Annotated in this window: 21 protein-coding genes; 16 read left to right on the top strand and 5 right to left on the bottom strand. The window is 59.2% G+C overall.

All coding sequences use genetic code 11. The features are described 5' to 3' along the window. Positions 1–6: 6 nt before the first annotated feature. The 5 genes from DX909_RS00890 to DX909_RS00870 all read left to right on the top strand — a co-directional run bounded on the left by DX909_RS00890 (position 7) and on the right by DX909_RS00870 (position 4,442). Positions 7–1,269, top strand: coding sequence for an Ig-like domain-containing protein (locus tag DX909_RS00890; protein WP_229310902.1), 1,263 nt, complete (start codon positions 7–9; stop codon positions 1,267–1,269). 80 nt (positions 1,270–1,349) lie between these two features. Further along, complete coding sequence (locus DX909_RS00885) at positions 1,350–1,901, top strand: RNA polymerase sigma factor (RefSeq protein ID WP_128543160.1); 552 nt, start codon at positions 1,350–1,352, stop codon at positions 1,899–1,901. Beyond that, positions 1,888–3,267 carry a hypothetical protein gene (locus tag DX909_RS00880; protein ID WP_128543159.1) on the top strand — a complete coding sequence of 460 codons (1,380 nt, stop codon included), beginning with the start codon at positions 1,888–1,890 and terminating at the stop codon, positions 3,265–3,267. Before DX909_RS00885 ends, DX909_RS00880 begins: the two co-directional genes overlap by 14 nt. Before the next feature lie 135 nt (positions 3,268–3,402). Further along, positions 3,403–4,107 (top strand): hypothetical protein, encoded by a 705-nt coding sequence (locus DX909_RS00875; protein ID WP_128543158.1) that lies wholly within the window; start codon positions 3,403–3,405, stop codon positions 4,105–4,107. A gap of 65 nt (positions 4,108–4,172) precedes the next feature. Next, positions 4,173–4,442 carry a hypothetical protein gene (locus tag DX909_RS00870; RefSeq protein WP_128543157.1) on the top strand — a complete coding sequence of 90 codons (270 nt, stop codon included), beginning with the start codon at positions 4,173–4,175 and terminating at the stop codon, positions 4,440–4,442. Positions 4,443–4,445: 3 nt separating this feature from the next. On the opposite strand, the gene DX909_RS00865 is transcribed toward DX909_RS00870, so the two are convergent. Further along, positions 4,446–5,963 (bottom strand): sensor histidine kinase, encoded by a 1,518-nt coding sequence (locus DX909_RS00865; RefSeq protein WP_128543156.1) that lies wholly within the window; start codon positions 5,961–5,963, stop codon positions 4,446–4,448. A gap of 324 nt (positions 5,964–6,287) precedes the next feature. Between DX909_RS00865 and DX909_RS00860 the strand changes: the two genes are divergently transcribed. Beyond that, positions 6,288–7,580 (top strand): glucuronyl esterase domain-containing protein, encoded by a 1,293-nt coding sequence (locus tag DX909_RS00860; RefSeq protein ID WP_229310889.1) that lies wholly within the window; start codon positions 6,288–6,290, stop codon positions 7,578–7,580. Between the two features lie 80 nt (positions 7,581–7,660). Here the strand turns inward: DX909_RS00860 and DX909_RS00855 are convergent, their stop codons facing one another. Further along, complete coding sequence (locus DX909_RS00855; protein ID WP_128543155.1) at positions 7,661–8,752, bottom strand: alkene reductase; 1,092 nt, start codon at positions 8,750–8,752, stop codon at positions 7,661–7,663. Positions 8,753–8,837: 85 nt separating this feature from the next. Next, complete coding sequence (locus DX909_RS00850) at positions 8,838–9,107, bottom strand: ArsR/SmtB family transcription factor (RefSeq protein WP_128543154.1); 270 nt, start codon at positions 9,105–9,107, stop codon at positions 8,838–8,840. A 191-nt stretch (positions 9,108–9,298) separates the two neighbouring features. On the opposite strand from DX909_RS00850, the gene DX909_RS00845 reads away from it, so the two are divergent. Both DX909_RS00845 and DX909_RS00840 read left to right on the top strand, forming a co-directional pair. Further along, entirely contained in the window at positions 9,299–11,023 is a 1,725-nt protein-coding gene (locus tag DX909_RS00845; protein ID WP_128543153.1) for a GMC oxidoreductase, read from the top strand. A gap of 1 nt (position 11,024) precedes the next feature. Continuing rightward, on the top strand, positions 11,025–12,353 hold the full coding sequence (locus tag DX909_RS00840; protein WP_128543152.1) for a Gfo/Idh/MocA family protein: 1,329 nt from the start codon (positions 11,025–11,027) through the stop codon (positions 12,351–12,353). A 110-nt stretch (positions 12,354–12,463) separates the two neighbouring features. On the opposite strand, the gene DX909_RS00835 is transcribed toward DX909_RS00840, so the two are convergent. Then, positions 12,464–13,567: a hypothetical protein gene (locus DX909_RS00835; RefSeq protein WP_128543151.1), complete on the bottom strand. Its 1,104-nt coding sequence runs from the start codon at positions 13,565–13,567 to the stop codon at positions 12,464–12,466. Positions 13,568–13,756: 189 nt separating this feature from the next. On the opposite strand from DX909_RS00835, the gene DX909_RS00830 reads away from it, so the two are divergent. Both DX909_RS00830 and DX909_RS00825 read left to right on the top strand, forming a co-directional pair. Further along, the gene (locus DX909_RS00830; RefSeq protein WP_128543150.1) at positions 13,757–14,716 is read left to right on the top strand and encodes a helix-turn-helix transcriptional regulator; all 960 of its coding nucleotides are present in this window, start codon (positions 13,757–13,759) and stop codon (positions 14,714–14,716) included. A 77-nt stretch (positions 14,717–14,793) separates the two neighbouring features. Beyond that, positions 14,794–15,177 (top strand): VOC family protein, encoded by a 384-nt coding sequence (locus DX909_RS00825; protein ID WP_128543149.1) that lies wholly within the window; start codon positions 14,794–14,796, stop codon positions 15,175–15,177. A gap of 4 nt (positions 15,178–15,181) precedes the next feature. On the opposite strand, the gene DX909_RS00820 is transcribed toward DX909_RS00825, so the two are convergent. Then, positions 15,182–15,679, bottom strand: a complete 498-nt coding sequence (locus tag DX909_RS00820; RefSeq protein WP_128543148.1) for an NUDIX domain-containing protein — start codon at positions 15,677–15,679, stop codon at positions 15,182–15,184. Positions 15,680–15,801: 122 nt separating this feature from the next. Between DX909_RS00820 and ruvX the strand changes: the two genes are divergently transcribed. The 6 genes from ruvX to DX909_RS00790 all read left to right on the top strand — a co-directional run bounded on the left by ruvX (position 15,802) and on the right by DX909_RS00790 (position 20,653). Continuing rightward, positions 15,802–16,215, top strand: coding sequence for a Holliday junction resolvase RuvX (gene ruvX / locus DX909_RS00815; RefSeq protein ID WP_128543147.1), 414 nt, complete (start codon positions 15,802–15,804; stop codon positions 16,213–16,215). Next, positions 16,215–16,787, top strand: a complete 573-nt coding sequence (gene def, locus DX909_RS00810) for a peptide deformylase (protein ID WP_128543146.1) — start codon at positions 16,215–16,217, stop codon at positions 16,785–16,787. Before ruvX ends, def begins: the two co-directional genes overlap by 1 nt. Positions 16,788–16,794: 7 nt before the next feature. Continuing rightward, entirely contained in the window at positions 16,795–17,577 is a 783-nt protein-coding gene (locus DX909_RS00805) for an amidohydrolase (RefSeq protein WP_128543270.1), read from the top strand. A 156-nt stretch (positions 17,578–17,733) separates the two neighbouring features. Continuing rightward, entirely contained in the window at positions 17,734–18,951 is a 1,218-nt protein-coding gene (locus DX909_RS00800) for a pyridoxal phosphate-dependent aminotransferase (protein WP_128543145.1), read from the top strand. Positions 18,952–18,975: 24 nt separating this feature from the next. Continuing rightward, positions 18,976–20,292, top strand: coding sequence for an adenosylhomocysteinase (ahcY, locus tag DX909_RS00795; protein ID WP_128543144.1), 1,317 nt, complete (start codon positions 18,976–18,978; stop codon positions 20,290–20,292). A gap of 181 nt (positions 20,293–20,473) precedes the next feature. Next, on the top strand, positions 20,474–20,653 hold the full coding sequence (locus DX909_RS00790; RefSeq protein ID WP_128543143.1) for a hypothetical protein: 180 nt from the start codon (positions 20,474–20,476) through the stop codon (positions 20,651–20,653). The last annotated feature ends 7 nt before the right edge of the window (positions 20,654–20,660 follow it).

Here is a 20,660-nt window from a genome sequence, read left to right as displayed (position 1 = left end):
GTGCAGATGATACACAAAGCTCACTCGACCCTATTGGCATTCCTGCTGTTGGCAACGGTAGCCTGTGACCGCATTGCGGAGGATGCAGCGCCCGAGCCGCCGGAAGGGGGGGGTGACGAAATCGAATACTACACGCTGCCTGATCAGCAGGTGGCTATCGACCTGAAATCGATCTCCGGCCTGAGTTCGGCCACGACGCTCCACATTACCCAGACCCCCCGCTGGGGAGAGGCCCGTTTCAGCGGCACCGGCCTCCTGGTGTATACACCCCACGAAACCTTCGTCGCCGGCGAGGATCAGTTTGCGGTCGGGGCCGAAAACAACAGCCGCCTTTCCCGGTCGTTCCGTATCAACATGGAGGCCGACAGCAATCAGATTCCGTGCAATGCCGGGCCTATTCCGGATTTCTTCCGGTTGCAGGAAAATACCTCGATCGTGATCGACGTGCTGAAAAACGACCATTTCTGCAGTGCGGTGGTCGACCCCTCCAGTCTGGCCGTCGGACAGGCGCCGAAGCACGGAACGGTCAGAGCCGAGGGCGGCAAGCTCGTGTATACGCCCAATGCCGGCTTCAACGGGTTCGACTGGTTTCTTTATAAGGTGGCGGTTTCCAACGGCGGCAAAAAGGGAAATTTCCTGGCCCCGGTCAAGGTCGCCGTCGGCGATCCCTACAAGGACTGCGTCATCACGCTGCGGGACGATCAGGTGCTTTGGAAACGCCGGCTCGTAAATGATACGCTCCGCATTCCGGTGCTGATGAACGACCAGCTTTGCCGGTCGCGCTATGACGTACCGATCACCCTGACGAAAACCCCGGAGCACGGTAAAGCCGTCGTCCGCCGGAGCAATACCGTTCTTTACATACCGGATGCCGATTTTAACGGAGACGACGGATTTACGTACCAGCGCTGCGACGACGGCAAATGCCTCGAAGCCTCCGTCCGCATCCGGGTGGCCGAACCGGACCCGGGCTGTGTGCCGACGGCCCGCAACGACGTCGGTACCATCCAGGCCGCCCGGCTTTCGGACGACCCCCAGAAACGCTTTATTCAGATCTACGTGCTGGCCAACGACCGGATCTGCAGCCCCCTGAAAAGAATTGCGATCAACGATAACCCCTCAGGTGCCGATCTGAAGGTCCAGTACGACGGCACGGTCATTTACCGGCCGCCGGGCGGGTTTACGGGTGAGGTTCAGTTTGGTTACGAACTGACCGATGTGAAGGAGAACAAATCGTCGGCAAGAGTACAGATAATCATAAAAGAGTGAATGAATTACGATTTTATTGCTTAATTCGGGAAACATTTACCCGTAACAGGTAATTTGTAAATCGTAACGAAACCAACCTCTTGACTGACGCAGAACTCTTGCGGGCCTGTCAGCGCCATGACCCTAAGGCACAAACGGCTTTGTACGAACGCTACAAAAGCCGCCTGATGGGCCTGTGCCGTCGCTATGCCCGCTCAAAAGCCGAAGCGGAAGATATGTTTCAGGAGGGTTTCATTCGCATCTTCCAGCAGATCCACACCATCGAACAGCCCGACCGGCTGCTGCACTGGATGAAACGGGTAATGGTCAACACGGCCATCAACTGGTACCATAAACACCACCACGAACAGGCGGAAACCGACTACGAGGAAGCCTTCGAAACCAGCACGAACGACCATGTCGAACTGCTGGCCCGCATCTCGACGGAAGAACTGCTTCAGCTGGTCCAGCAGATGGCCCACGGCTACCGGATGGTGTTCAACCTGTTTGTGATCGACGGCTACACTCACCCCGAAATTGCCCGGATGCTGGGCATTTCGGAAGGGACTTCGAAATCGCAGCTCGCCCGGGCCAAAGATGTATTGAAGGAGAAATTGAAATCAATCGGCATTGTCAGCTATGGCAGCTACTGACGACGAATGGGAGAGACTCCTGCGCCGGCGCCTGGAAGAGTACGAGTCCGAACCGGAGTCCGATCCCCTGAGTCACATCCTGGCCCGTGCCAACCCCGCCCCGTCCCCGGGTCGGCGTGTTCCGCTATCCCGCCGGTCCCGGCTGCTGGGCTGGTCGGCCGCTGCCCTGGCGGTTCTGACTTCCCTTATCCTGGGGGTCGGTAATTACCTGTCCACCGACAAAGCCGGTGAACCGGGGTCATCCGTGGCCGTCCGTAGGCTGAAACCGGTTGTTCCGCAGCCGGAAAATTTCGGTACCGGACTTCCGTCGGCCAGGCCGGCCGCTGCCGCTTCCAATTTCCTGACCGACGCTTCCGGCCGGGCTCCTGCCGCCGGGCCGAACGACGCTCGTGAACCTTCTTATTCCCAACCGAGCGGAAACCGTCTCCAGCCGCAAACTGAACGCATCGAGGACCGTCTGGCCCCCGCGGCCGACCATGCTTCCGTCGGATTTGCCGGCCGCACCCCGGTGACACCTTGGGTCGGCGAAAACCGGGTTGAGAGAGACCGCCTTTCCTCCACCGCCGATGACCCGGCACCGGCCGGCTCCGCATCGCCCGCCGAAAACCGATTTATATTGGCAGCCGACCGAATCGCTTTTCGCCCGCTGCACTATCCAGCCCTCACTACCGCCCTGCCCGAGCCGGCTTACCGTGCCCCGGCCATCGAGCCGGAAAGAACCTCCCGGAAACCTTCCCTCTTTGCCGGGGTAATGCCGCTGTATACGTTCCGGAAGGTTACTCCCGTCCGGCAGGACGAGGTGGTGATGGAAAAAATCCAGCCGGCAACCTCGCTTTCTTCCCGCGCAGGCTGGCGCCTTCAGCTGGGCGCCGAGTGGCCGCTGAGCCGCCGGTTCGGCCTGCGGATTGCGGGGGTCTACCAGCAGTTGCAGCAGCAGATGGCGTATACGGCGCGGTCGGCCCGGCCGGATTCGTCGCGCATGGAGTGGATCGATGCGCAGACCATCCGGGTCGTTCCCCTGTATAAATCTCAGGAAAAGCAGGTAAAGACCACCTGGCGGTATGTGGCCCTGAGTGCGGAAGGACGTCTGAAACTGAACGGAGGAGGGACTGCCCCGATGGGCCTTCAGCACTCCCTGGCGGCCGGTCTGAGCGTCGGCTATCTGCTGACCGACCGGCACCGGCAGCCCTGGCAGCCCTCGGTTCAGGCTTCCTACGGGATCGAGCGCCGGCTGACCGACCATCTGCGGTTACAGGTCGAGCCGGGGATTGTTTATAACCTGAGCGCCATCAGCGATAATTCGCGCTGTTTTAACGTTCGGCCGTATAGTTACGGGATGATTGTCGGACTACGCTGGAAGCCCTGAATAAGCTTCAAATATGATTCAAGCGACGTCCCGCTTCGTAAAAAATTCAAAAAAATCCTGAACAACTTCATTTTACGGGAGTTAGGTTTTTGATAGGTACGAAATTATTCAACCATCAAAAAACAAAACTCAACGATGAAAAAGGTAGTGATGATGGGGGCTATGGTCGTGGCGGTGGCCCTCCAGGTAAACGCACAGTCGACGTCCGGCTCTTCAGGATCTACAACTGGTACCGGATCGACCACTTCTCCGCAAACCCAGGGAACCACCCAGGGTACGTCGGGCAACACCAACTCGGCAACGTATCCGCAGTCTTCCACAACGATGGGGTCTCAGTCGAGCACCGGTTCGACTACGAACCCGCAGGGTACTACGCAGGGAACGACCGGAACTACGGTTCAGGGATCAACCGGTACGACGACGTATCCGCAGGGCCAGCAGCCGACCACCGGCACGGGCTCTACTTCCGGCACCGGCTCCAATTCGGGAACGGGCAGCACCTCAGGCACGATGGGCAGCGCCGGCTCAACCGGCACCACCGGGTCAGCGGGTAACACCGGCTCCACCGGCAGCGGTTCAACCGGCAGTGGCTCCGGCACGATGGGCAGCACCGGTTCGACCACGGACTCAGGTACGATGGGCAATACGCCCGCTTCCGGGACCACTCAACAGGGCCAGTCCGGCCGGAACCGCCGTTCGACCGACAGCTCTACCATGCAGAACGATTCCAGCACGGGAACGGGCTCCAGCACGATGGGAACGACGGACAATTCCGGCAATACCTCCCGTGACCGGAAAACCCGGAAGAACCGTAAAGGCAACAATCCGCCGAATAATTAATTTTTTGGAGTATAAAATGAGGGAAGCAGATACCGGACGGTATCTGCTTCTTTTATCATAAAGCCATGAAAAAGATCATGTTAGCAGGGTGGCTGCTGGCCGCTGTGCTGGTTCTGCCCGCTTCTGCCCAGGATCAGAATCCCGCCGGAACTCAGGCCGGTCCGGGAACGCAGAGTCCGACGGGCAGCAAACAGAAGTTCAGAAAGACCAGTGTGCGGGAGCGGATGCGGCAGGAACAGATCGAAGACCGTCGGCCGACTGGCGACCCCACGCAGCTGCGGCCTGATTCCCTCCGGCGGGGAGGAGCAACGAAGGTCGATACCTTAAGGCGTTAATCCTCAGACCGGCATATAGACCGTAAAGGTGCTGCCTTCCCCCGGGGTGCTTTCGGCTACGATGGTGCCGCCGTGGTTTTCGGCGACCTTTTTACAGATGGCCAGCCCGATGCCGGTGCCGGTGTACTGGCTACGGCCGTGCAGGCGCTGGAACATCTGGAAAATGCGGTCGCGGTATTTTTCTTCGAAGCCGATGCCGTTGTCGGCGACCTCGATGGCTACCCAGTGGATTCTTCGCAGCCGGATCGATTTCGGAACCTGCGTAAGCGGCACCGTGCGGCTGCTGACCCGTATCCGGGGCGGCCGGTCCATGTGGCTGAATTTGAGGGCGTTGGATAGCAGGTTCTGAAACATCTGCCTCAGTTGCGGTTCGCTGCCGGGAATGTCGGGGAGGGAGTCGACCCGGATCTCGGCCTCCTTCTCCTGAATGACGACTTCCAGATCACCCAGAATCTGGGCGACCAGCTGGTTAAGCGAAACTTTTTCGACATAGGTCACCTCATTGTTCAGTCGCGAGTAGGCCAGCAGGTCCTGCACCAGCGACTGCATCCGCCGGGCCGCCGACTGCATCCGCCGAACCAGGTCGTTACCTGCGTCACCAAGCGAAGGCGCAAACTGGGTTTGCAGGACGTCGCCGAACGCCTGGATTTTCCGCAGCGGTTCCTGAAGGTCGTGGGAAGCCACGTAGGCAAAGTTTCTCAATTCCTGATTGGCGAGTTTCAACTCCTCGGTCATGATGCGGTAACGCTCCTCGCTGGCCTTCAGGATATCTTCAGCTTCTTTCCGGTCGGTCAGGTTACGGGTTACTTTTGAAAAGCCGACCAGTTCCCGTTCCGCATTGTTAACGGCCGTAATGACGATGCTTGCCCAGAACAGGGAGCCGTCTTTCCGAAGCCGCCAGCCTTCTTCCTCGTATTTGCCGGTCTCCCGCGCGATTTTCAGTTCCCGGGCAGGTTTGCCGTCTTTGAGGTCCTCCTCGGTATAAAAGGTCGAGAAGTGCCGGCCGATGATTTCATGGGCTTCGTAGCCGTTGATGCGTCGGGCGCCTTCGTTCCAGCTGGTGATGTATCCGCCGGTATCCATCATGAAAATTCCGTAATCCTTCACTTCCTCTACCAGCAGGCGATACCGCTCCTCACTGGCGCGGAGTGACTCGTCGGCTTGTCGCTGTTCCGTCAGGTTCTGCATCACCTGCGTATAGCCGATCAGGTGTTCGCCTTCCAGAATGGGAGTGGTGACGACGCCGGCCGGAAACAGACTGCCGTCCCGACAGAGCCGCCAGCCCTCCTCCCGGTGTTTTCCTTCCCGCCGGGCGGTTTCCAGCACTTGTCCGGATCGGTATTCCGCGGCATCCTGACGAGGATAAAAAACCGATACGGGCTGGCCGGTCACCTCTTTCGAAGTAAATCCGTTCACGTGGACGATTCCCTCGCTGGAGAATTGAATGATACCATGCGGATCAAGCACCAGGATGGCAAAATCCTGAATGTTCTGCACGGCAAGGGAGGCAAAATGGTCCATCGATCCTTCAAAAATTAAGACAGTCCGGTATGATCAAATCGGTAAGACGGGCAGCCGGAGAGGTGCGTAAACCGCCCGGCCCGGCGGGTGCAGCCTCCAACAGAAGGCTTTTCGATCCGGAAATACAAATTTCGGACACGGACAACGGTACGTGTTAAACGTTTTCTGTCGGCCATAAATATAGGGCAGTTGTTAAAAATGACCTATTTCTATAGGAAAATTCTATTTAAATACGAAACATCATTCATATCTTCCTGAATAATTGAAAGTTAGATTAACCCGATTGCGGTCTTTTGCCGGTATCAACCACAATAAAGCCGCCCTATGGTTACCCGACTGTTCCGATCGTTTCTGCTGCTGTGCCTGCTGCTCGTTTGCCGGCCGGGAATGAGCCAGCAGCCCGGTATCAACTATGACGAGGCCGCCGTCCCGGCCTATTCGCTGCCCGATCCGCTGCTGACTCCTGCCGGAAAACCGGTCAGGTCCGTAACCGGATGGGAACGCGAACAGCGACCTCATCTGCTGCGCCAGTTTGCCGAACACGTCTACGGCAAAACCCCCGACCGAAAGCTCAATGTCCGCTACGAAGTCCGGTCGGTCGACGCCAATGCCCTGAACGGCACGGCCGTCCGCAAACAGGTGGCGGTGTTCTGGACCGACTACCCGCAACTGCCCCCGCTCGAAATTCTGCTGTATACCCCAAAAAATACCGGCGGATCGCGGCCCCCGGTTTTTGTCGGGCTGAATTACTTCGGAAACCAGTGCGTCAGCACCGACCCCGGCATTCTGCTGTCGACTCGCTGGATGATGAACGCCGGGGACGGGGTCGTGGTCGACCACCGCGCCACCGAAGCTTCACGCGGCTTTCAGGCCCGTCGCTGGCCTCTCGACCTGATCCTGTCCAAAGGCTATGCCGTCGCCACCGCCTACTACGGCGACCTGGAGCCTGACCATCCCGAGGGCTGGAAAACCGGCATTCGTTCCGTCCTGGACCCGCCCGTCGAGGGAGCGCCCGACCGCTGGAAAGCCATCGGCGTCTGGGCCTGGGGCATGTCCAGGATGCTGGATTATCTCGAAACCGACCCTTCGGTCGATGTCGGTCGGGCCATCGCCGTCGGACACTCGCGGCAGGGAAAAGCCGCCCTGTGGGCCGGTGCGCAGGACCCCCGTTTCGACATCGTCCTCTCGAACGATTCGGGCGAAGGGGGGGCGGCTCTGTCCCGGCGGATTTTTGGGGAGACCATTGAAAAATTAAACACCAGCTTTCCGCACTGGTTCTGCGACCGCTACCGGTCCTATAACAACCGGCCGGAGGCACTGCCCGTCGACCAGCACGAACTGCTGGCGCTGATGGCGCCCCGGCCTTTGTACGTAGCGAGCGCCCGTGAAGACCAGTGGGCCGACCCGAAGGGCGAGTTTACCAGCGCCCGGAAAACCGACCCGGTCTATGCCCTGTACGGGAAAAAAGGCATCGGCACCGACCAGATGCCCGGCCTCCATCAGCCTACCGGCGAAACCGTCCGGTATCACATCCGGGAGGGGAAGCACGACATTCTCCGCTACGACTGGGAGCAGTACATCGAGTTTGCCGACCGGCATCTCCGCACGAACCGGTAAGCCAAAAAAGCCGGAAGCAACTGCCTCCGGCTTTTCCGTTTATTAACCTCATAAGTACTGATACTGAATGAAATGGAGCCTTAGACCGACGCTTCGACCAGGGCCGGGTAATCGATGTAGCCTTTTTCGCCCCCGACGTAGAAGGTGGATGGGTCGGGCTGAGCCAGTTCGGTGCCGGTAGCCAGCCGTTCAACAAGGTCCGGGTTGGAGATGAACGGCCGGCCGATGGCGATCAGGTCGGCGAGTCCGCTCTGCAGGTCGGCTTCACCGCGTTCGGCGTTGTAGTTGCCGCTGAGGATCAACGTATTTTTAAACCGTTCGCGGACGGCTTTCACCGTCGACGGGGCCACGGCCGGGGCGCCCATGGCCGAGTGATCGACGAGGTGGATGTAAACGATACCGAGGTCGTTCAGTTTTTCGGCCAGGTAGGTGTAAGTTTCTTCGATTTCGGGATAATGGGGCAGGTCGTTGGCCACGCCGTAGGGCGAAAGCCGGATGCCGACGCGTTCTTTCCCGATGGCCCGGACGACCTGTTCGGCCACTTCGAGGGCGAAACGGGCGCGGTTTTCGATGCTGCCGCCGTATTCGTCGGTCCGGCGGTTGCTGGCCGGGTGAATGAACTGCTCGATCAGGTAGCCGTTGGCACCGTGCAGTTCGACGCCGTCGAAACCGGCTTCAACGGCATTTTTCGATGCCTGCACAAATTCCTGAATAACGGCTTTCACTTCTTCAGTGGTCAGCTCGCGGGGGGTGGCGTTCGGTTTGGGGCCTTCCTGGTCGGTCCACATCATGCCTTCGGCCGCCACGGCCGACGGACCCACGACTTCCGCACCAACGGGAAGGTTCAGCGGGTGGGCGACGCGGCCCGTATGCATGAGCTGCACGAAAATATGCCCGCCCCTGTCATGAACGGCCTTCGTGACGAGTTTCCAGCCGGCGATCTGCTCGGGGCTGAAGAGGCCCGGAATCCGGGAATAGCCCAGGCCGTTCGGCGAGGGGGAAGTGCCTTCGGTAATCAGCAGACCGGCCGTAGCCCGCTGGGCGTAATAAGTGGCGATCAGTTCGTTCGGGATGTTGTTGAAGGCCCGGCTCCGCGTCATCGGCGCCATGGCGATGTGGTTGGTAAGTGTCAGGTTGCCCAGTCTGGCCGGAGAGAATAACAGGTTGCTCATAACCGTATCTTTAACTTTTTGAGTGGTGATTCGGTGGGATAACGCATCTATACATTTAAAAGTTTGGATGTTTTGTTAAAAATTTTTAAGTCAGCTTCGTCAGGAAGCCGGACAGGTCCTTGATGGCTTCCTTATTCAGGCTGATGTTCAGGTTCCGGCCTTCTTTCTGGGCATTGACCAACCCACTGTCGATCAGGGTCTTGACGTGGTGGGACACGCAGGGCTGCGACAGCCCGGTCATTTCCTGAATATCGGAACTGTTCATGGAGCCTTTCTCGGAAAGGGTGACCAGAATCTGGAGTCGGTATTTATCGGCGATGGCGCCGGATGCTTTTTCAATTAAACGGGTATCCATTGTGGGGCCGAACCGTGGGTTCGGGGTTTAGCCAGTCGGGTAGCCGGCGACCGGATTTCGACAGGCAGTAAATTTCCGAAATATTTTTCTTCTTACGTAACAACCCGGATAACAAACTGATTCCCGGCCCGGCCGACTTCCAGTTAACGGTAGGAACGGGAGGTTATTGGCCGCTATTTAAATGTAAACCCATGAACCTGAATCTGAAAGCCGCCCGGCAAAACACCTACGATGCCATCGTGATCGGTTCCGGCATCAGCGGAGGCTGGGCCGCCCGGGAACTAACGCAGAAGGGCCTGCGAACGCTCGTTCTGGAACGGGGCCGACCTGTCGAACACGTCACCGACTACCCGACTACGATGTCGAACCCGTGGGAGATGGCCCACCGTGGGCGGCTTCCGCTCGACCTGCTCGAAAAGAGTCCGGTGGCCGCCAAAGCCAATTACGTCTTCAACGAATACTCCGGCCATTTTTTTGTCAAAGATCACGAACACCCCTACACTCAGGTAAAACCGTTCGACTGGATTCGCGGCTATCAGGTGGGCGGTAAATCGCTGATCTGGTCGCGGTGGACCCAGCGCTGGGCCGGTTTTAATTTTGAGGACAACGCCCGCGACGGCTTCGGCGTCGACTGGCCGATCCGCTACGCCGACCTCGCTCCGTGGTACAGCTACGTCGAAAAGTTTGCGGGTGTTTCCGGAAACCGCGACGGCCTGGAAACCCTGCCCGACGGCGAGTTTCTGCCGGCCTTCGAAATGAACTGCCTTGAAAAACATTTCAAGTCTGTCGTGGACAAAAAGTTTCCGGACCGGCATTTCATCATGAGCCGGACGGCCAACCTCAGCAAGGCGCAGAAAGTCCATCTGGACCTCGGCCGCAGCGACTGCCAGGCCCGGAGCTGGTGCGCCCGGGGCTGTCCGTACGGCGCCTACTTCAGCAGCAATTCGGCCACGCTGCCCGCAGCCGCCCGAACCGGCCGCCTGACCCTCCGGCCCTTTTCCGTGGTCCAGTCGGTCCTCTACGACGAGCAGAAAGGCCGGGCCACGGGCGTGCGGGTGATCGACACCAACACGAAGGAAACGAGCGAATACTTCGCCCGCGTCATCTTCGTCAATGCGGCCACCCTGAACTCGACGCTCCTGCTGCTGAATTCGACTTCCCGGCGATTTCCGAACGGGCTGGGCAACGACAGCGGGGCGCTGGGGCATTACCTGATGGATCACAACTACCGGGGCCGCGTAGCCGGGGTATATGAAGGGAAAGAATTCGACCAGAAATACTATTACGGCCGCCGGCCGACCGGCACCTACGTGCCCCGCTTCCGGAACGTGCTGAACGATAAGCAGAAAGACTTCGTCCGGGGGTATGCCTATGCCTGCGGAGGGGGCCGCGACAGCTGGGGGCGGGGCATCTGCATGGAAGGCTTCGGGGCGGAGTTCAAGGAAGAACTGACCAAGCCGGGCGTCTGGACCTTCGGGATGACGGCCATGGGCGAGATGCTGCCCCGGTTCGAAAACCATGTCCGGCTGAACCCTGCCAAAAAGGATGAATGGGGCATGCCGACGCTCGACATCGACTGCCAGTGGAGTGAGAACGAGGACAAAATGACTCTCGACGCCATCCGGCAGGCGCAGGAAATGATGGAAGCCGCCGGCATCCGGGTCACCTCGGCCTTCGACAACCACCAGGCACCGGGGCTGGCGATCCATGAGATGGGTACGTGCCGGATGGGCAAAGACCCGAAAACTTCGGTGTTGAACGGCTGGAACCAGATGCACGCCGTCAAAAACGTATTCGTCACGGACGGTTCCAGCATGGCTTCGTCGGCCTGCCAGAATCCCTCGCTCACCTATATGGCCCTGACGGCGCGGGCCGCCGATTATGCCGTGAAGGAAATGAAGAAACAAAACCTTTAACATGAAACGTCGAACGTTTATTCAGCAAACGGCCGCTGCGGGCCTGGCAACGCAGATTCTTCCTTTCTCCGTGTTCGGGAAGAACGCACCGAACGAGAAAGTCAATGTGGCCGTGATCGGCGTCAATTCGCGCGGAAGCTGGCTGTCGAGCATCTTTTCCAAGCTCCAGGGGGCCGAGGTGGCCTACATCTGCGACGTGGAGGACGGCGCCATCGCCAACGGTTTGAAGGCCGTTGAAAAAGCCGGTCAGAAACGCAAGCCGACCGTCATCAAGGACATTCGGAAACTGCTGGAACAGAAGGACCTGGATGCCGTCGCCATCGCCATGCCCGACCACTGGCACGCGCCGGCGGGCATCATGGCCTGCGCGGCCGGAAAGCACGTTTACGTCGAAAAACCCTGCGGTCACAACCCGCAGGAGGGCGAATGGCTGACCGAAGCGGCCCGCAAGAACAACCGCATTGTGCAGATGGGCAACCAGCGCCGGTCGTGGCCCACGCTCCAACAGGCGGCCCAGGAAGTGCGTGAGGGCGCCATCGGCAACCCGTATTTCGCCCGCTGCTGGTATTACAACAACCGGAAACCCATCGGCAAGGGAAAACCGATTGCCGTTCCGGCTACGCTCGACTGGGAACTCTGGCAGGGACCGGCCCTTCGCCGGCCGTACCACGACAACGTGGTCCACTACAACTGGCACTGGTTCTGGAACTGGGGTACCGGCGAAGCCTGCAACAACGGAACGCACGAAATCGACTGCTGCCGCTGGATGCTGGGCGTCGATTTTCCGACCAAAGTCAATTCGTCGGGCGGGCGGTATGCCTTCCAGGGCGACGACTGGGAAACGCCCGACACGCAGATCGCCAATTTCGAGTTCGGCAACAAGCTGATTACGTGGGAGGGCCGGAGCTGCCAGCCGAATTCCATCGAGAAAAGCGGCCGGGGTTTCATCATCTACGGCGATAAAGGGGCGCTGGCGGCCACCCAGAGCGGCCCGGGGTATCAGATTCTGGGCCTGGACGGGAAAGTAATCAAAGAAGTGAAAGGCGACGAACCGGCCAATACCGCCACCAATGCGGTCAGCGCGGGCGGTGAGCGGCTCGACGCCTACCACCTCGAAAACTTCCTGGAAAGCATCCGGGGCAAGGCCAAACCCAATTCCGACATTGCCGAAGGACATAAATCGGTGCTGCTGTGCCACCTGGCGAACATTTCGCAGCGCACGGGCCACACGCTCCAGACCGACCCGGCCAACGGCCACATCCTGAACGACAAGGAGGCCGCCAAACTCTGGCGCCGGAGTTACGAGAAAGGCTGGAACCCGGTGGTGTAGACCGGAGCAGGATACGACCGGGTCGGTGAAAAGAAAAATCGGTTGAAAGCACCTGGCCCTCAACCGATCCGGTTGTACCCTGAAAAACGGGTTTGCTACGACGGTTGTCGTCAGAACTGGATCCCTACGTTCAGGCCCGGCCACATCCGGACGCGGGTGCGGTCGTTGAACGTCCGGTCGTACACGTCCCACTTGACCCACTTCGTGCCGATGCCCTCGCCGGTTTCCAGATCGGTCACCTGGACGTTGAAGGTCGGGGTGACGGTTAGGGCGAGCCGGTTATGGATCGGGAAAATGAAGCTGAGCCGCACCTGGTTCAGCATATTCAGGTAGTCCCAACTGGTGCCTTCTTCGTGGATCTGGTAGGCGATACCTTCGATGCTCAGCTGATTGCGTTTGCCGAGCGGCTGGTTCGTTCCGATCCCGTACCCGTATCCCCAGCGGGTTTTGTCGCCGGTCGGGAAGGTGGCCCCGACGGCCAGGATGTTATAGAATTTGGTGTTGCCGCCCATTTTGAGTCCCATGTTGGCGTAAAGGGCGTCACCGGCCCAGACCTCGAACCGGCGGTAGCCGTTGCGGGCGATGCTGAGCAGACCGATCTGTGCGCCCTCGACGGTTTCGGCCACGTTGATCAGGCCGATCTGCGTGCCCCGAACCCGTTTGGCGACGTTGGCGATGCCGGCGATCTGCACCCCGTCGATCGAGTAGGCGACATTGGCGATGCCGGCCACCTGAAGGCCCCGGGCCTGCTTCCCGACCACGTTGGCAATCCCGGCAAACTGGGCCCCCTTCATCGGGCCGCCCACCGTGTTGGATATCCCGGCGAACTGTGCGCCGAAAGCCGACCCGCCCACGGCGTTGGCGATCCCGCCGAACTGCGCCCCGTCGAGTTCGTTCCGGACGCCGTTGAAAATGCCGGAGAACTGGGCTCCTTTCGCATAATCTTTCTCCAGACTGAACAAGCCGCTGAATTCAACCCCGTCCAGCGCAGCGGCATATCCGCCCAGAAGGTTGATCGACAAATGATTGGATACCCTGGCATTCTCCAGGCCGTTGGTGCTCAGGGGCGGTACGAACCCGACCTGGGCGATGCGGCTGGGGTAGCGGTTTTTCCGGGCCTCGTTCAGCTGCGAACGAAGCGAATCCATATCCTGAGCGTAAAGCGATGAGGCAAGTCCTAATACGGTGCTGATCGATAAAAGTAACTTCTTCATAGTATTTGTGTGTGTATGGTTTTGTGTCGTAGCCGGCGGCTTCCGTCAGCCGGTTCTGGTACTATGACCGCCCAGCCGGCGGATACCCCCACGCGGCTCCGAAAAAAAAATCACCCTTCGGCCGAAACCGGTTCGACTGGCGGCTGACGGCCGCATTGGTTACCTTTGTTCGTCAAGCCCTCTTTTCGCATGAACCGCATCGACCGACTCACCGCCATTTTGATTCATCTTCAGACGAAGCGGGTCGTCAGAGCCCAGGAACTGGCCGACCGCTTCGGGATCAGCCTGCGGACGGTGTATCGCGACGTTCGGGCGCTGGAGGAGGCCGGGGTGCCGATCGGGGCTGAAGCCGGGATCGGTTATTTTCTGGAGAACTACCACCTGCCCCCGGTCATGCTGACCCGCGAGGAAGCCGGCGCCCTGCTGCTGGGCGGCAAGCTGATCGAGAAGTGGACGGATGCGTCCGTGCAGACCGAGTTTGCCTCGGCGCTGTACAAGATCAAGTCGGTGCTGAAGCGCCATGACCAGGAGCATCTGGAGGACCTTGAACCCCGCGTGCACGTCCACCGGCATCCGTCGGCGCCGGCCTTTTCGGACGGCCTGCTCAACGGGATTCAGCAGGCGATCGTGCAGTGTCAGGTGCTGGAGATCGAGTATTATTCGAGTTACAACGAAGAGACCACCCGGCGGGAAGTGGAGCCGGTGGGGTTGTATCATTACGGGACGGGCTGGCATCTGATCGCCTTCTGCCGGCTCCGGCAGGATTACCGCGACTTCCGGGTCGAACGCATCCGCCGTCTCCAGCCGACCGGAAGCCGGTATTCCAAACAAAACCTGATTTCTCTACCGGCCTATCTGGAAATGGTCCGCCGAACGCAGAATCTGCAGGAAGTGGTGGTGGACTTTCACCGGTCGGCGGTGCGGTATTGCGCGGAGACTAAATACACCTACGGTTTCGTGTCGGAGGAGGAAGCCGGCGGCCGGGTCCGGATGCGGTTCCTGACCCAGTACCCGGAAGGCATGGGCCGCTGGCTGCTGATGTTCGGCAGCGCCGTGACCGTCGAAACCTCCGACGCCCTGAAGGACGAACTCCGGAAGCTGGCCCTGGAAGTGCAGCGGCATTACCTGACTGAAAACATAACTTCCTGAACGGGGAAACCCTGCTGACATACGGTTGTCACCGTCCTGCCTTTCCTTTGCCTCAGGTTCAACCAAATTCCATTCCCATGAAACTGAACGCAGGCATCGTGACCGACAAACTCGCCGAAACCCGGGCTTTCTACGAGCGGGTCCTGAACTTCGGGGTGACGTTTGAAAATGAATTTTACCTCCTGATGTACAGCCCCAACCGCCAGGCCGAACTCGGCTTTCTGCTGCCGGATCACCCTTCGCAGCGGCCGATTTTTCAGAAACCCTTCGCGGGTGCGGGTGTGTTTCTGACGGTGGAGGTGGACAATGTCGATGCGGAATATGAACGCATCCGGGCGCTCGGCGTGCCGGTGGAGATCGAACTGCGGGACGAGCCCTGGGGCGACCGGCATTTCGCGGTGGTCGATCCGAACGGCATCGGCATCGATATCGTCACCTATTCGGCGCCGGAAACCGCCTGAGGGGCTACGACAATGCTCTTTTCTTCTTCAGCCAGTCTTTCACGGCGGGCCCTGTGCCGAACGGCCAGGGCTTCAGTTCATCCACCGGCACCAGTTTATAGGCTTGCAGTTCCTCCTCGTCCATACGGATGTCGCCCCAGGCCCGGACATGGTAGGCGATAATGATCTCGTTGCGCTGGTAAAAGGTGTAAACGCCCAGCCGCTCCACGATTTCTCCGTCCAGCCCGACTTCCTCCCTGATCTCCCGGAGAACGGCCTGGTCCGGCTCCTCGCCCTGTTCCAGAAAGCCGGTCACGAGGCCGAACCACTCGGTGGGCCAGCCCCGGTTCTGAATCAGAAGGATCTGGTCGTCACCGTATTCAACGATGGCGCCGACCACGGGCAGCGGGTTGTTCCAGTAAATGTAACCGCACGATTGGGAGCAGATCAGGCGCTCGCGCCCTCCGGCCATCCCGGCAACCAGCGAATGACCGCACTGCGGACAGAATTGATACCGTACCACCTGAGGTTCTGTTAAGAGTTAGCAGTTAAGGAACCGTTCCGAAAGGATTAGCCGTTACCAAATTGTATATTTGCCCCCGAATCTACTCATACCCCAACACTTTTAATTCGCATCCGAAAGATTTGGCTCGCTTGCTGGCAATCGATTACGGCTCCAAACGCACCGGTCTGGCGGTGACCGACCCGCTTCAGATCATTGCGTCCGCCCTGGAGACGGTTCCGACGCATCAGTTGCTGGACTACCTGAAGCGGTATGCGGCCGCAGAGCCGGTGGAGGCCTTCGTGCTGGGGCTGCCCCGGCGACTGGACGGCTCGGATACCGACAACACGCCCCGGGTCCGGGCGTTTGCCGAAAAGCTGAAGGCGGCTTTCCCGGACCTCCCGGTCCACTGGCACGATGAGCGGTTTACGTCCGCCATGGCCCTTCAGGCCATGATCGCGGCCGGGACCAAAAAGAAGGACCGCCGGGAAAAAGGCAATATCGACAAGGTCAGCGCCGTGATTATTTTACAATCGTACATGGAAAGTAAAAAATAATGATTTACCCAATAATTGCCTACGGCGATCCCGTTTTGCGGAAGCGCGCCCAGGACATCGAGCAGGGGAGCCTCGACGTCAAAAAACTCAGTGAAGACATGTTCGAAACGATGTACAATGCATCGGGCATCGGTCTGGCCGCTCCCCAGATCGGCAAAAGCATCCGGCTGTTCGTGGTCGACGGAACGGCGCTCAACGAGGGCGAACCCGAAGACGAGAAAGACCCGAGCCTGGAAGGGTTCAAAAAGGTGTTTGTCAATCCGCAGATTCTGGAAAAGGACGGCGAGGAGTGGGGTTTCGAGGAAGGCTGCCTCAGCATTCCGCACATCCGGGGCGAGGTGTTCCGGCCGGAAGTCGTGAAGATTCAGTATTACGACACCGACTGGAACCGGCACGTCGAGGAATACGACGGCATGGCCGCCCGCATCATTCAGCACGAGTACGACCACATCGAGGGCAAGCTCTTTACCGATTATCTGACCCCGCTCAAACGGCAGCTGCTCAAGAAGAAACTGGCCGACATCACGAAGGGCAACGTCAAGGCGGACTACAAAATGAAATTCCCGAAATAAGCCCATGCTGCGGCTGACGCTCATCCAGACCCGCCTGCACTGGGAGGATCCCACGGCCAACCGGGCGATGCTCGAAGAAACCATCTTCGGCCTGCCCGCGCCGACCGACCTCATCGTGCTGCCGGAAATGTTCACGACCGGTTTCACGATGAACGCCGAAGTGCTGGCCGAACCGATGAACCTGACCACCTTCCGCTGGCTGAAACAGATGGCCGCCCAAACCGGCGCCGTCGTGACGGGCAGTTACATCGTAAAGGAGCAGGGGCGGTATTACAACCGGCTGGTCTGGATGCAGCCCGACGGGGCATTCGATACCTACGACAAGCGGCACCGCTTCCGGATGGCGGGGGAGGACCGGACCTATGCCGCCGGGGAGAAACTCCTCGTCAAAACCTGGAAAGGCTGGAACATCTGCCCGCTGATCTGTTACGACCTGCGGTTTCCGGTCTGGAGCCGCAACCGGCCGGCGGAGGCCCGGCCTTTCGCCTACGACCTGCTGCTGTACGTTGCCAACTGGCCTGCCGCCCGCCGGACGGCCTGGAACACGCTGTTGCAGGCCCGCGCCATCGAGAACCTGAGCTTCGTGGCCGGGGTGAACCGGGTGGGGGAAGACGGCAACGGCCATCCTTACGCGGGCGAGTCGGCCCTGATCGACCCGAAGGGGGAGGTCCTGTTCCGGCAGGCCGACATCGAGGGCGCGTTTCAGCTGACGATCTCGCGCGATGAACTGACGGCCTTCCGCGAACGCTTCCCGGCGAACCTCGATTCGGACCGGTTTCAGATCCTGTAGCCGGGAGGTTTCGGGAAACTTCCAGCCCTTCAGCCGTTTACGACCTTTGTCTGCCTTTTCACCCCTTCATCCAATTAATTCAAAAAACATTAGCCGGAATCGGTTGATTGTTAGTAATTTTGCGGTTGAGTTTTATTGAAACCATCCTAATATATCATGTCTGCAACGGTAGAAACTGCCAGTTTACTGGCAGACCGCATCATCGCGCTGGAGGAATCGTCGACGCTGGCGATGACCAAAAAAGCCCGCGAGCTGGCCGCCCAGGGCCACAAAGTGATCAGTCTCAGTGTCGGGGAACCTGATTTCAAGACACCGAAACACATTTGCGAAGCCGCCAAGCAAGCCATCGACGAAGGCTACCACGGTTATTCGCCCGTAGCGGGTTACCTCGATCTGCGGAAAGCCATTGCAGACAAGTTCAAGCGCGAAAACAATCTCGACTGGAAACCGGAAAACATCGTCGTCTCGACGGGGGCCAAGCATTCGCTGGCCAATGTGATTCAGGTGCTGGTCAACCCCGGCGACGAAGTGATCATTTTCGCGCCCTACTGGGTCAGTTACTCGGAAATGGTGAAGCTGGCGGAAGGCAAATCCGTCGTGCTGGAAGGTTCTTTCGAGAACGATTTCAAGGTGACGCCCGAACAGTTCGAAGCCGCCATCACGGACCGCACCAAAGTGGTGATGTACGCATCGCCCAACAACCCGACGGGATCGGTGTACAGCGAGGAGGAACTGCGCGCTATCGCCGAGGTCGTCGCGCGTCACGAGAACCTCTTCGTGCTGGCCGACGAAATCTACGAACACATCAACTTTACCGATAAGGGCCATTTCAGCATCGGCTCGGTTCCCGAAATCAAAGACCGCGTCATCACCGTCAACGGGGTGGCGAAAGGCTTTGCCATGACCGGCTGGCGCATCGGCTACATCGGAGCGGCCAAATGGATCGCCGAAGGAGTCGAAAAACTCCAGGGTCAGGTGACGTCCGGGACCAGCTCCATTTCGCAGCGGGCGGCCCTGGCGGCTCTGAACGGACCAATGGAACCGACGCAGGAAATGTCGAAGGCGTACGAGCGTCGCCGGGATCTGGTGATCGGGCTGCTGAAAGAGGTACCCGGTTTCAAGGTGAACGTACCGGAAGGCGCCTTCTATGCCTTCCCCGACATCAGCTACTACTACGGCAAATCGGACGGCACCACCGCCATCAACAACTCCGACGATTTTGCACTCTGGCTCCTGAACGAAGCCTATGTCTCGACCGTGGCCGGCTCCGGCTTCGGCGCCCCCAACTGCCTCCGTATCTCCACGGCTGCCTCGGACGAACAACTGGCCGAAGCCGTTCAGCGGATCAAAGATGCAGTAGCCAAACTGAAATAAAGCTAAGGACCAATACAACAATCTATGTCTACACAAACGTCCACCTACGTACCTTATAAGGTAAAGGACATCGCCCTGGCAGAGTGGGGCCGGAAGGAAATCCGGCTTGCAGAAGCGGAAATGCCGGGTCTGATGGCGCTCCGCAAAGAATTCGGACCGTCGAAGCCGCTGGCGGGCGCCCGCGTCGCCGGCTGTCTGCACATGACGATCCAGACGGCCGTCCTGATCGAAACCCTGGTCGAACTGGGCGCCGAAGTGACCTGGTCTTCCTGCAACATCTTCTCGACGCAGGACCATGCTGCGGCCGCCATCGCTGCCGCCGGGATTTCGGTATATGCCTGGAAGGGAATGACCGAGGAGGAGTTCAACTGGTGCATCGAGCAGACGCTGTTCTTCGGCGAGGAACGCAAACCGCTGAACATGATCCTGGACGACGGCGGAGACCTGACCAACATGGTTTTCGACAATTATCCGGAACTGATCGCGGGCATCAAGGGCCTTTCGGAAGAGACGACGACGGGGGTTCACCGCCTGTATGAGCGGATGAAAAACGGCACGCTCCACCTGCCGGCCATCAACGTCAACGACTCGGTGACGAAATCGAAATTCGACAATAAATACGGCTGCCGCGAATCGCTGGTCGACGCCATCCGGCGCGGGACCGACCTGATGCTGGCCGGGAAAGTGGCCGTCGTGGCCGGGTACGGCGACGTGGGCAAAGGCTCGGCCGAATCCCTGCGCGGTGCCGGCTGCCGGGTGCTGGTGACGGAGATCGACCCGATCTGCGCCCTCCAGGCCGCCATGGACGGGTATGAAGTGGTGACGATGGACGAAGCCGCCACGCGGGCCAACATCTTCGTAACGGCCACCGGAAACATCAACATCGTCAAAGAGCGTCACTTCCGGGTGATGAAAGACAAGGCGGTGGTCTGCAACATCGGCCACTTCGACAACGAGATCGACATGGCCTGGCTGAACAAAAATTACGGTCATACCAAATCTCAGATCAAACCGCAGGTCGACCTGTACGAAATCGACGGCAAGGAGATCATCGTTCTGGCCGAAGGTCGTCTGGTGAACCTCGGCGTGGCGATGGGTCACCCGTCGTTCGTGATGTCGAACTCCTTCTCCAACCAGACCCTGGCCCAGCTGGAGCTGTGGACCAACGCGGACAAGTACGAGAAGCGCGTGTACGTGCTGCCGAAGCACCTCGACGAAAAGGTGGCCAAGCTGCACCTGGAACACATCGGTGCCAAACTCGACACCCTCGACGACGAACAGGCGGCCTATATCGGCGTAACATCCGACGGTCCCTACAAGTCCGAGTGGTATCGTTACTAAGCATTCCATTCACCGGGCCTCTGGCCCGGATGCGCGGCCCCGTTTCCGGGGCCGCGTTTTTTTGTTTTTTCGTTATTTTGAAGCCTCTGAAACGTCTTTCCGGTAGAAATTTCCAATCTGTTTAACAGAAATTCCACAAAAGGGTTATCTTCGCAACGTATAATCAAAACCGTTCCGTCTGATGGATTTGATCAAAGGTGCCGACCTGTACAAGCTGCGCAGAAACCGAAAGCCGACCGCCGGTTCCTTCCCCGGTACGGAGGCTGAGGAGTACGCTCTTCGACTAATTGCCAGAGCGAACCGGCTGGGCCTGGTTTCCCTGAAAGGTACCCCCCGGCTTCCCTTCCGGTTCGAGCAGTAGTCCGGTA

The sequence above is a fragment of the Larkinella soli genome (assembly GCF_003703975.1).
Lineage (GTDB): Bacteria > Bacteroidota > Bacteroidia > Cytophagales > Spirosomataceae > Larkinella > Larkinella soli.
The sequence above is the reverse complement of the archived record's forward strand: the minus strand, read 5'-3'. Positions and strand labels throughout refer to the sequence as shown.